Annotated in this window: 9 protein-coding genes; 4 read left to right on the top strand and 5 right to left on the bottom strand. The window is 54.6% G+C overall.

Annotated elements, in window-relative coordinates:
* Positions 1 to 88 precede the first annotated feature (88 nt).
* Entirely contained in the window at positions 89 to 1,627 is a 1,539-nt protein-coding gene (locus BLQ17_RS11580) for a methylenetetrahydrofolate reductase C-terminal domain-containing protein (RefSeq protein WP_092222985.1), read from the top strand.
* Positions 1,628 to 1,770: 143 nt separating this feature from the next.
* On the opposite strand, the gene kdsB is transcribed toward BLQ17_RS11580, so the two are convergent.
* The 4 genes from kdsB to glpD form a co-directional block, all read right to left on the bottom strand.
* A complete protein-coding gene (gene kdsB / locus BLQ17_RS11575) occupies positions 1,771 to 2,517 on the bottom strand; it encodes a 3-deoxy-manno-octulosonate cytidylyltransferase (RefSeq protein WP_092222983.1) in 747 nt (248 codons plus the stop codon).
* A 2-nt stretch (positions 2,518 to 2,519) separates the two neighbouring features.
* Positions 2,520 to 3,818: a 3-deoxy-D-manno-octulosonic acid transferase gene (locus tag BLQ17_RS11570; protein WP_092222981.1), complete on the bottom strand. Its 1,299-nt coding sequence runs from the start codon at positions 3,816 to 3,818 to the stop codon at positions 2,520 to 2,522.
* Positions 3,819 to 4,036: 218 nt separating this feature from the next.
* A complete protein-coding gene (gene glpK, locus BLQ17_RS11565; protein ID WP_092222979.1) occupies positions 4,037 to 5,527 on the bottom strand; it encodes a glycerol kinase GlpK in 1,491 nt (496 codons plus the stop codon).
* Positions 5,524 to 7,083, bottom strand: a complete 1,560-nt coding sequence (gene glpD, locus BLQ17_RS11560) for a glycerol-3-phosphate dehydrogenase (RefSeq protein WP_407919124.1) — start codon at positions 7,081 to 7,083, stop codon at positions 5,524 to 5,526. Before glpD ends, glpK begins: the two co-directional genes overlap by 4 nt.
* Positions 7,084 to 7,477: 394 nt before the next feature.
* Between glpD and BLQ17_RS11555 the strand changes: the two genes are divergently transcribed.
* The gene (locus BLQ17_RS11555) at positions 7,478 to 8,383 is read left to right on the top strand and encodes a DMT family transporter (protein WP_245695111.1); all 906 of its coding nucleotides are present in this window, start codon (positions 7,478 to 7,480) and stop codon (positions 8,381 to 8,383) included.
* Between the two features lie 3 nt (positions 8,384 to 8,386).
* On the opposite strand, the gene BLQ17_RS11550 is transcribed toward BLQ17_RS11555, so the two are convergent.
* The gene (locus BLQ17_RS11550) at positions 8,387 to 8,857 is read right to left on the bottom strand and encodes a CBS domain-containing protein (protein ID WP_092222976.1); all 471 of its coding nucleotides are present in this window, start codon (positions 8,855 to 8,857) and stop codon (positions 8,387 to 8,389) included.
* 563 nt (positions 8,858 to 9,420) lie between these two features.
* On the opposite strand from BLQ17_RS11550, the gene upp reads away from it, so the two are divergent.
* The gene (gene upp, locus BLQ17_RS11545) at positions 9,421 to 10,047 is read left to right on the top strand and encodes a uracil phosphoribosyltransferase (RefSeq protein ID WP_092222974.1); all 627 of its coding nucleotides are present in this window, start codon (positions 9,421 to 9,423) and stop codon (positions 10,045 to 10,047) included.
* Positions 10,048 to 10,152: 105 nt separating this feature from the next.
* Positions 10,153 to 11,481 (top strand): uracil-xanthine permease family protein, encoded by a 1,329-nt coding sequence (locus BLQ17_RS11540; RefSeq protein ID WP_092222972.1) that lies wholly within the window; start codon positions 10,153 to 10,155, stop codon positions 11,479 to 11,481.
* The last annotated feature ends 33 nt before the right edge of the window (positions 11,482 to 11,514 follow it).

Here is an 11,514-nt window from a genome sequence, read left to right as displayed (position 1 = left end):
GGGCGTGCTTCGAGTCAGTCCGGGCCAGGGTGCAGGATTAATCGACAGTGCTGTTGTGAGGCGATTTTAGTTTAAAGGAGATGTTTCAGTGGCTCGTAATTTTAATGACGATATTTCTACCCCAGAAAAATTTGTAATTACCCTTGAGCTGGTTCCCGGCCGTGAATCCAGCGGCAGAACAATTGATACAATTAATGCAATTTCGCAAGAAGCGTATCAGGACAAGAGAATATCCGCCGTATCCATCACCGACAATCCCGGCGGTAACCCGGCCCTGAGTCCGGACGCCATCGGCCGGAATATCCTCAATTGCGGGATGGACGTAATAGTGCATTTTACCTGCAGGGATACCAATCGCATGGGCATGGAAAGCCGTGCTTTGCAGCTTGCCCACATGGGTATGAAAAATATCCTTGCCCTTACCGGAGACTATTCCGGCAAAGGTTTCGGTGGGCGGGGGACCCCTGTGTTTGACTTTGACTCGGTCATCCTGACGTCGATGCTCAATGACCTGAACCGGCGGTTGATTAAAACCGGACACAGTAGTGTCTTTGTTACCGGGTGCGCCGTTTCTCCCTTTAAATACACTGAAGCTGAAACATGGGTGCAGTATAAGAAGCTGGAGAGAAAATTTGAGGCGGGAGCCTCTTTTACCATCACCCAGCTCGGTTACGATATCGATAAATATGAAGAGCTGCTGCTCTATAAAAACGATCGGCAACTCGATTACCCGGCGCTGGCATCTCTTTATCTGCTTGATAAAAGATCGGCGCGGCCAATGCATGCCGGCCGGGTGCCGGGGGTTCATGTTACCAAAAAGCTGTTTGACCGGGTCATGGAAGAGTGGCAGGATCCGCAGGAAGGAAAAAAACAGGCCATTGAAAGAACGGCGAGGCTTGGGGTCGTTCTCAAGGGAATAGGTTACAAGGGGATTCACCTGGGCGGTATTCACGACTCTTTTGACACCGTTGGCCGTATTCTCGACCGGATGGAGGAAATTGAGCATAACTGGCAGGACTACAGGGAACAATTCACCGAAGACGAGCCCAATCGTTTCTATCTGTACAAAAAGACGGCCGCGACCAAGTCCATACCAAGCCGGGATGCGATAAAGGTCAAGCTTTCCGAAAACTGCCACTATCTCTTTCTGCGCACCGCCCACGACCTGTTCTTTGACAAGAATGCGTCGTTTGCCCCGGTATATAGGAAAATTTCCAGCTCTCTGGACAAGAACAAGGCGTCATGGGTGCTGAAGAGATTTCTTGAGGATCCGTTCAAGAAGATGATGCTGTCGTGTCAGAGCTGTGGAGACTGCGGTATTCAGCATGTCGGTTTTCTCTGTCCGGAATCGGGGTGTCCCAAGCATACCAGGAACGGGGCCTGCGGCGGCAGCAACAACGGCTACTGCGAGGTCAACCCGGACAAGCTCTGCGTCTGGGTGCGCGCCTACAGGCGAATGAGGAAACATGGCGAGGCGGAAAAACTGGCGTGTGAGCTGGTACCGCCACGCCTCTGGGAACTCAAGGACACGTCCTCCTGGATCAATTTTCATCTGGATAGGGATCACCAGGGAGGGCAGCAGCCCGCTGCCAAGAAACCAGCCAAGCAGTCCGAGGCGAAAGGGTAGTACCAATACCTGCACCGCAAATGAAATCTAACGGCAACAAAGCCACCTTTCAACGTTGAAAGGTGGCTTTGTCGTTTACTACAGCAAAGGACTGCATCCTGACGGCGATCCCTGGTCCCGCACCACCCAATGGCCGGATGGTGTTACAGACCTTTTAGCTGCGGCAGAATGAGCGCTATGTCTTCAGGACGATCGACTCCGAATCCCTGGTAATCAGTGAGCACCACCGTGATCGCCACACCCGCTTCAAGCAGGCGCAGCTGTTCGAGTTTTTCAATGCTTTCCAGGGGGCTTGGCGGAAGGGACGTGAAGGTTTTCAGGACCGGCAGCCGATAACCGTACAGGCCGATGTGGAGCAGGTAGTTGTCTTCAGAAGTTCCGGGGTCGCGGTGGTGCGGTATCTTGGCTCGTGAGAAATAGAGCGCCTTTCCTTCCCTGGACCGGACAACTTTGACCCGGTCCGGGTTGTCCGCTTCTTCCGGGCTGATACTCGTGGCAAGGGTGGTTACCTGGGTGTCCGGTCGGCCAAACGGTTCAATCAGCGCTTCCAGTATCCCCGCATCAATTGCCGGCTCATCCCCCTGGATGTTGATTACCACAGCCTCATCCTCAAGTCCCATAATCTCTGCGGCTTCCATAATGCGATCCGATCCGCTCGGGTGATCGGGGCTGGTCATGACCACCGGAACTGAACGTTCTTGAGCCGCCTTGAAGATCCGGTCATCATCCGTTGCAAGACATACCCGTTGGAACGCCGGGCAGCTGGCAGCCTGTTCATAGACCCACTGAAACATAGGCTTTCCAAGTATTTCGGCAAGAGGTTTGCCGGGAAAACGGTGAGACTGGTATCGTGCGGGGATGATCGCGTAGCAGGGTGGGAGATTGGTCATGTCTATTCTGTTCTGGTAAAATGAAAGTGTTTTGCAATTTCCTGGCAGGCTTTCAGGGTGCCGCCTTTTTTGGTTTCAAGGTAAGCTTGGACCTGTTCAATAACTTCTTCCCTTGGCTGCCGACTGTCGGCATGGCTGATAAGCGCATGGGCCAGGTCCGCTGCGTTGTCAACGACGGTGACAAGCCCGGAGGTGACTATTTCCCGGCCGACCCAGCTGAAATTTTGCCAATGGGGGCCGATAACGGGGCGCAGCCCGAATGCCAGTGGCTCAAGAAAATTCTGGCCGCCCAGTTTCTCCAGGGAGCCTCCCACAAAAGCGCTGTCTGAATAACCGTAGGCGCTGGAAAGTTCACCGTATTTGTCCCAGACTATCACGCTCTGACTGCCGGAGATGGACGTGATCTCAGATCTTCTGGCTGTTGCGATATGCTCTGCGTCGAGCATGTTGACCCAGTGTGACACCCTTTCCAAATGTTTGGGGAATATGCCGACGACGATGTCTTTTCGTCTGTCAAGGATTTCAGCAACAGCGGCGAGTATTTTCGGTTCCTCCTCCCGGCGGACCGAGCCGAATATGATAAAAGGTGCCGCTTTTTCTGCAAAAATGAGACGGGAAGCGCGGCCTGCGGTGCCGGCTGCAGGGACCGTCCTGTCAAACTTGATATTGTTCATCAGCGCAACCTTGCTGTTGCCCATCACATGGGCAAAGCGGTCCGCATCGGTCCGGGATACGGCCAGAATACGCCCGGGGCCGAACCTGTTGAAAAAAAAGCGCATTCGCCGGTAGGAACGGAAGCTTTTTTCAGACATTCGACCGTTGACGAGAAAGAGCTCGACATTCTGCCCGGCCGCTGCAACCAGATATCCCGGCCACAGTTCGGTTTCCATAAGTATGCCGAGCCGAGGCTGGAACGCCTGAAACGCCTTACGCATCAAGTGGGGCGCGTCCAGCGGGAAATAGCTGACCGTAACGTCGATTATGCCTTGACTTCCTGCAGTACCATGACCCCTGTCATGCCTGGCCTTGTCAAGGGTTTGCACTCCCTGTTCGGTGCCGGAGGTTGCCAGAATTTTCAACCTGGCCTGTTGCGGAACAACGGCTGCAAGCTGATCGAGCAGGGTGTTGGTCAGCATGGCTTCTCCGCCGGAGGCCGCCTGTATCCATATATCGAAGGTTCCTTCCGGCAGATCCTGCAGCGTCCGCTGTCGCCAGCCGGTACGAATGCGCGGCAGACGTTTTAACAGTGGAAAAGCCGCAACCCACGCCAGGGTATAGATAAAAAGAAGAATTTTAGTCAATGGGAATCGTCCGGCCCGTCACATACGGATCTGATAATGTAAAAAACGCTGACAGCTCAGAAAGTGAAGATGATCCTAGCCTTTTTCCCTTATCTTTTCAACAATTGATAGAGGGTTGTCGCTATTCTTTCAACCAGCGGGGTCGCTCTCGCCCCATCGCGGGTGGTTCGGCCTATATATTGTACGATAACAATCGGTTACTTGTAAGCCCCGCCGGGTTACCCGGTTGACAGAGTGCGGCGTACCGCTTCTTTCCAGCCGTTGTATTTACGAAGCCGGACAGCGTCGTCGAGTGACGGGCGAAATTGTCGGTTTAGCTGCCAGGATGCGGATATTTTTTCAAGCGAAGGTACCATGCCGATATGCAGCCCCGCCAGATAGGCGGCGCCCAAGGCCGTGGTTTCAAGAATCACGGGCCGGTCCACGGGAGCGTTGAGGATATCGGCGAGAAACTGCATGGTGTAGTTGGAGGCGACCATGCCGCCGTCCACCCGCAGCACGGTATCGCCCATCTTTCCCCAGTCTTTTTGCATGGCATCGAGCAGATCCCTGGTCTGGTAGCATACAGACTCGAGCGCCGCCCTGGAAAGCTCGGCTGGACCGGTTGCCCTAGTGATGCCGAAGATCGCTCCCCTGGCGTTGCCGTCCCAGTGGGGGGCTCCAAGACCGGTGAAGGCGGGGACCAGGTAGACGTCCTGGTCGGGGTCGGCCTGCCCTGCTAATTCCCCGGTTTGTTCGGCCGATTCGATAAGCCCCATGGCGTCGCGCATCCACTGCACCGCAGAGCCGGCCACAAAAATCGATCCCTCAAGGGCGTAGGTCGTTTTGCCTCTGAGCCTGTAGCCTATAGTCGTCAGGAGCCTGTTGTCGGATGTGACCGGCTGTTCGCCGGTGTTGAGGACGATAAAGCAGCCGGTCCCATAGGTCGACTTGACCATGCCCGGTGCAAAGCATGCCTGTCCGACCAGCGCCGCCTGCTGGTCGCCGGCTACCCCGCCGATGCGTATGGGAGCGCCGAAAAGCTCTGGTGTGGTGGTGCCGAAATCGGCGGAACTGTCCTGTACCTCGGGAAGCATGGCGCGGGGAATGTCGAGGATCTCAAGCAGCTCGTGGTCCCAGCAGTTTTCATGGATGTTGTAGAGCATGGTGCGTGAGGCGTTGGTCGCATCGGTGGCGTGGATTTTTTTTCCGGTGAGGTGCCACAGGAGAAAAGTGTCCACCGTGCCGAAAAGAAGCTGTCCGCGATCAGCCTTTTTCCGGGCATCGCCAACGTTGTCGAGCAGCCATTTGATCTTGGTTGCGCTGAAATAGGAGTCCGGCAATAGACCGGTTTTGTTGGTAATCATGGGACCGTAACCCCAGCTGTCAAGACTTGCGCAAAAAGCAGACGTGCGTCGGTCCTGCCAGACGATGGCGCGGTGGATGGGCTTGCCCGTCTGTTTGTCCCAGACAATGGTGGTCTCTCGCTGGTTGGTTATGCCGATCGCATCAATATCGCTCCCCTGCAGCCCTGACTGGTCAAGCGCTTTATGGCAAGTTGCCAGGGTAGAACGTAAAATTTCCTCTCCGTCATGTTCCACCCATCCCGATTTCGGGAAAAACTGGGTTAATTCCTGCTGGGCGACAGAGACGATATGGAAGTTGTCGTCAAAAATAATAGCGCGGCTGGAGGTCGTTCCCTGATCTATGGCAAGGATATGCGAGGTCATTGCCCTTCTCCTTTGTCAAAAAAAATGAAGTTTTTTTGTGTACCTGGTTGCCCGTCTGCCTGTCTTGTTCTTATATAGCTCTCAAGGTCTGCCACCTGGCGCTGATTAAGAAACAGTCCCAGCCTGGTGCGGCGCCACAGGATATCGTCGGCGGTCATCGCCCACTCGCGTTCAATGAGGTAGTCCACTTCAAAGCTGTACAGGTTGTGGCCGAAGTGGACGCCGAGACTGTCGGTACCCCTTACCGCGTCAATCATCTCCCTGCTTAAGGTACCGTAGGCCCTGAACAGACGGTGCGCGTGCTGCTGGTCGAGCAGGGGACACAGGTGCTGCAGTTCTTCGGTTTTTCTGGTGAATTCGCCGGGGCGGAAGTCGCCGCCGGGAAGGGGGCTGTGTGTTGTCCACTCGCGTTTCATCGGGGGGAGATAAGGGGCCAGCCTGGCCAGTACCGATTCCGCCAGCTTTCTGTATGTTGTTATCTTTCCGCCGTATATTGACAGCAGGGGGACCTTGTCCCTTAAGGTGTCAAGCTTGAGGACATAATCGCGCGTTGCCGCCTTGGCGTCGCTTTTGCCGTCGTCAAACAACGGCCTGACCCCGGAAAAACTGCTCACTACATCGTTTGCCGTTATCGGTCTGGCAAAGTATTCCGAGATCGCGCCGCAGAGGTATCCGATTTCCTTATCTGAAATTGCTGCGGTTTCGGGGCTCTTGCTGAAGTCGACTTCGGTGGTGCCGATAAGGGTGAAGTGGTGTTCATAGGGGATGGCAAAAATAATCCTCCCGTCGCTGTTCTGGAAAATATATGCCCGGGAATGATCAAAGAGTTTTTTAACTATGATATGGCTGCCCTGAACCATCCGGATATGCTCTCTGGTGGCGCCATGGGTTATGTGCTCCATCAGCTGGTCCAGCCAGGGACCGCTGGCGTTGACGAGGGCTCTTGCTCTCACCTGGTACTCCCTGTTCCGAACAAGGTCGACCATGGTAAGGGTCCAGAAGTCCTTCGATCTGACCGCGGAAACCAAGGGACTCCTGGTTCTGATTACGGCTCCCAGCCGTCTCGCGTCCATTGCGTTGAGAATCACCAACCGGCTGTCCATGACCCAGCAGTCGGAATACTCAAAACCGCGCCGGTACTCTTTCTTGAGTAGTCTGCCGGCGATATCGGTTTGCAGGTTAACGGAACTGGTTCCCGGGAGCAGCCTGCGGCCTCCGAGGTGGTCGTAGAGCAAGAGTCCCAGCCGGATTAGCCAGGCCGGCCGAAGACCTCGGTGGTGCGGCAGTATAAAACGCAGGGGCCAGACGATATGGGGAGCGTTGGTGAGCAGTATCTCCCGCTCGCGCAGTGCTTCCCGCACCAGCCTGAACTCGTAATATTCCAGATACCTGAGACCTCCGTGGATCAGTTTGGTCGAAGCGGAAGATGTGCCGCTTGCCAGATCGTCACGTTCGCAGAGAAATACCGAGAGTCCCCGCCCTGCGGCGTCACGGGCTATGCCGCATCCGTTGATGCCGCCGCCGATAATTGCAATGTCGTAAACGGGAGTTGTCATGAGTCCGGCCATTTTATCGTAAAAACGGTCGCCGTGTCCGCCTGGCAAACCTGACACCCCGGTCGGCAACCTGGATGTTGCGTCAGTAAAGGGTGTTGCGAAAAATATTGTAAAAGAACAGGTATATAAATACTATCCAATGCCGCCTCAATAATGTCAAATTGTATTTCCACCAAAAGATCAACCGGATTGCACCGGCACCAGCCGCTTACTGCGGCGGCCTGTTTTTTGATTTTTGTCTGCAGCCCGCGACAAGATCAAGGTTGTAAAATCGTGCACCTAAAGTATAGTTGCGTGGATGCGATTTGCTGTAATAACCTGAGGTTGGGTGGAGATAAACTGTTCTTGCAAGATTTGTACGACAGGCGGGGTTGCATAATTTTACTACGGATTTATGATGAAGCGTGTTCATGCCAATATACTATTGACTGTTGCCGCAATGATCTGGGGCAGTGCTTTTGTGGTACAGCAGATCGGCACGGGAGGGCTCGGAGCCATCACCTTTACCGGTGCCAGGTTCCTTGTGGGGGGGGGTGCGGTAATGCCTTTCGCGGTACGCCAGTATGTGAGGGTGCATCGGAGTGAACGACAATTTGTTGCCCGGGACTGGTGGGGGATGGTTGCAACCGGGGTGGTACTGTTTACTGCCGCTTCCCTTCAGCAGCATGGGATTTTGCACACCACCGTCACTAATTCCGGGTTTCTCACCGCACTGTATGTGCCCCTGGTGCCGGTCATCGGTCTGCTCGTTCTGCGCAGAAAGGTGCACTTTTCCGTCTGGCCTGCGTCGATCTGCTGTTTTGTCGGTACATATATACTTAGTGGTGCTCACACTGTCGCGCTGGCCGCAGGTGACCTCTGGGTGATAGCCAGTACCGTTTTCTGGGCGTCGCACGTTATCCTGGTGGGTATTATGGCGTCCAGGACACGGGCACCCCTGGTTGTTGCCGTGGTGCAGTTTGTTGTCTGCGGCGTTCTCGGTTTGCTTCTTGGAGGCGGGATGGAACAACCGACCATAGACCAGTTTTACCTGGGGTGGTGGGGCATCTGCTATGTCGGCATATTCTCGGTGGGAATGGCCTTTACCCTGCAGGTGGTTGGCCAGCGGTTCACCCCCGCCGCGGATGCGGCGATAATTCTCAGCTCTGAAACCGTGTTCGCAGCTATTTCCGGCGCTCTGTTTCTTGGCGAGAGGCTGTCGGTGCTACAGCTTTCGGGCGGGGGGGTGATCCTTGCGTCCATTTTGGCCGTCGAACTGCTGCCCCTGTCTCCCCTGGGTAAGCCCAAACCTCTTGAGTAGAGGTCAGCCGGCGACGAGTTCGGTCAGGGTGTTGTACACATCCCGCAGATAGACCATTCCCGCAACCTTTCCATCACCACTCCTGGTCACCGGGAGCCGGCGGACCTGTTCGGTGAGAAAAACATCGGCGCATCTGAAGATCGATTCGTCGCTGGTGATTACCCGTACATCCTCGGTCATTACCCGGTCGACGGTTGTGCAGGAAAATTCTCCCGCCTTGTCCGCCCGTACCGAATCCAGTGGGATATGGTGGTGGCGATCGGTGAGATAGAGGTGTGACGGGATGAGGCGCCTGAGGATGTCCTTGGTCGAGACAATTCCCACAAGATGCATGCGGGTGTCGAGCACCACCAGGCCGTTTACCGGCATCCCGTGGTGGCGCTTGGTGGCACGAAAGACGTTAATCGCTTCGGTGAGCGTCATTTCCGGGGTCAGCCAGTTCCTGAGGGGCTCCATGATGTCTTTGACTTTCATCGGCTCTCCTGAATAGAAGGTTCACGGGTCCGCGCAGCGTGGCGGCTGCAGTTACTCTTTGCCAGAACAGTGCGGTGGGTCACATCTACACTATCATACAGACTTTTTGCGATCAAATAATTTTATGCAAACAATAACGGAAATAGATAACTGAGTGGCGGGGGGACCACCGGAAGCGTACCTGTACCATAAAACGGCGCCTGTCAATAAAAGGGTGTGGAAAATGAAGTGTGTCCGGTAAAAACCTGCACCATGTCGGCCAGGTGGCCGGGTCGGCTTGGGACATTGTCGCCGGAAGACAGTTAGCCAGGGTGAGTGAGTAGTCGGCAGTCCTGCGGCGGCAGGGTGGATGTTTTGCTTGTGGCGCGGTATTTTTCCAGGGAAAATTCCTTGCTTTTTTTTTATTTTTTTTTAAAACACAATAGCGCGAATGTGTGTCGAAAATCGGTGTGTCAAGAGGAATCGTCGAAGGTGGCGAACTGTTTGGCAAAAGTAGAGCTGCGGTGCGAAAGAAGTCCGTATTCTTCAAGATGCAATAAAAAATATTCCAGGGGAGAAAGGCAATGAGCGTCCACGTTGCGGACCATCCACTTATCAAGCATAAATTGGGATTGATGCGTAAACATGATATCTCAACCAAGGATTTTCGGGACCTTTCGTCCGAAGTTGCCCGACTGCTCACCTATGAAGCGGCGAAGGATCTGCCCACTGAAAAAAAGACAATCCAGGGGTGGGCCGGTCCGGTAGAGGTTGATGAACTCAAAGGGAAAAAGATCACGATCGTGCCGATTTTACGAGCCGGCCTAGGGATGATGAACGGGGTCATTGACATGATTCCGTCGGCGCGGGTCAGTGTCGTCGGTTATTACCGGAATGAGCAGACATTGCAGCCGGTTGAATATTACATAAAAACCGCAAAAGATATCGAAGAGCGGATCGCCCTTATCCTCGACCCGATGCTCGCCACGGGCGGAACGCTGCTTGCCACTATCGAGACGCTGAAAAAAGCCGGATGTAAAAGGATCAAGGGACTGTTTCTGGTGGCGGCGCCCGAGGGGCTGAACAAGGTCACCACCTTGCATCCCGATGTTGAAATCTATGTTGCCGCGGTGGACGAACGTCTCAACGAGGTCGGTTACATATTGCCGGGTCTGGGGGATGCCGGTGATAAAATTTTCGGCACCCAGTAACTAAACGAGTCGTTGTGTGGAACCGGCGATGATTTCTTTTAAAAAATGTGACAGGGCCGTGGCGGCTGCAACAGGCACAAATTCAGCAAGGGGAGGCTTTGGGTAATGTCCGAAGAGACACCTGATTCAAACTATATTTTCAGATTCTCCGACAGTCTGCTTGGAGCCCAGATGCTTTTTGTGGCTTTCGGCGCGTTGGTGCTGGTTCCGATTCTGACCGGACTTGATCCGAACGTGGCACTTTTTACTGCGGGGATCGGGACACTGGTGTTTCAGATGATTACCAAGGGCAAGGTGCCGGTATTTCTGGCATCATCCTTTGCGTTTATAGCGCCGATCATCTATGGCGTTCAAACATGGGGTATTCCGGCTACGCTCTGCGGTCTTGCAGCAGCCGGGGTTTTCTATATTGTCCTCAGTCTGGTGATCCGGTTCTGCGGGGCCGGAATTTTGCACAAATATCTGCCCCCCATCGTGACCGGTCCGGTGATCATGGTGATCGGGCTGGTGCTGGCCCCGGTAGCCGTGCACATGGCGATGGGTCGCACGGGTGACGGTTCCGGCTGGCTTGTGCCGGAGACCACGGCGATGATTGTCGCCGGAGTTTCCCTGGTCACCACCGCGCTTGTATCGCTGCTCAGCCGGGGATGGCTCAAGCTTATCCCGATTCTCTGCGGCATCGTCACCGGATATGTGGCCTCGATTATGCTCGATTTCGTGGGGTTCTCGGCGGCAATGCAGGCGACTTTTGACCCGGGGACGCTCAACAACTGGACTTCACCGGCGCTGATTTCCTTTAGCACGGTGGCCGAACGGGCCTGGTTTGCGATGCCCGCGTTCGTTTTTCCCGAGTGGAAATGGGAGGCGATCCTCTTTATCGTGCCTGTGGCTATCGCTCCGGCGATAGAACATTTCGGCGACGTGCTTGCCATAGGTTCCATCACCGGTAAGGATTACGTCAAGGATCCGGGGATCGAAAACACCATGCTCGGCGATGGCATAGCAACGTCTATCGCCTCGTTGCTCGGCGGACCGCCAAACACGACATATTCCGAGGTAAGCGGAGCGGTAGCGCTCACCAAAGCGTATAATCCGGCGATCATGACTTGGGCGGCTGTGACTGCCATCCTGCTCTCTTTTGTCGGCAAGATAGGCGCGATACTGGCGACGATTCCAACTCCGGTGATGGGGGGGATCATGATTCTGCTGTTTGGTATGATAACGGTTGTCGGTATTAATACTCTCATGAGATCGGGAGTGGACCTGGCAACTCCACGAAACCTGATTATTGTTGCCGTTATTCTCGTCTGCGGGATCGGCGGTATGAAATTTTCCGTGGGAACGTTTGCTATAGAGAAAATAGGACTTGCGGGAGTTTTAGGATTGCTCCTCAATGTGGTTTTGCCGGACAACAGGGAAAAAAAGGCCTTCTGAACAATCGATTTGCAAGGGCCGTGCATAGAAAAT

It is taken from the genome of Desulforhopalus singaporensis, assembly GCF_900104445.1.
Lineage (GTDB): Bacteria > Desulfobacterota > Desulfobulbia > Desulfobulbales > Desulfocapsaceae > Desulforhopalus_A > Desulforhopalus_A singaporensis.
This window is presented reverse-complemented; position numbering and strand designations above follow the sequence as displayed.

What these genes read in the sequence shown, in the direction of transcription:
- kdsB (WP_092222983.1), bottom strand. Translation starts at nt 2,517, where the DNA reads ATGACCAATCTCCCACCCTGCTACGCGATCATCCCCGCACGATACCAG.
- glpK (WP_092222979.1), bottom strand. Translation starts at nt 5,527, where the DNA reads ATGACCTCGCATATCCTTGCCATAGATCAGGGAACGACCTCCAGCCGC.
- glpD (WP_407919124.1), bottom strand. Translation starts at nt 7,083, where the DNA reads ATGACAACTCCCGTTTACGACATTGCAATTATCGGCGGCGGCATCAAC.
- BLQ17_RS11555 (WP_245695111.1), top strand. Translation starts at nt 7,478, where the DNA reads ATGATGAAGCGTGTTCATGCCAATATACTATTGACTGTTGCCGCAATG.
- BLQ17_RS11550 (WP_092222976.1), bottom strand. Translation starts at nt 8,857, where the DNA reads ATGAAAGTCAAAGACATCATGGAGCCCCTCAGGAACTGGCTGACCCCG.
- upp (WP_092222974.1), top strand. Translation starts at nt 9,421, where the DNA reads ATGAGCGTCCACGTTGCGGACCATCCACTTATCAAGCATAAATTGGGA.
- BLQ17_RS11540 (WP_092222972.1), top strand. Translation starts at nt 10,153, where the DNA reads ATGTCCGAAGAGACACCTGATTCAAACTATATTTTCAGATTCTCCGAC.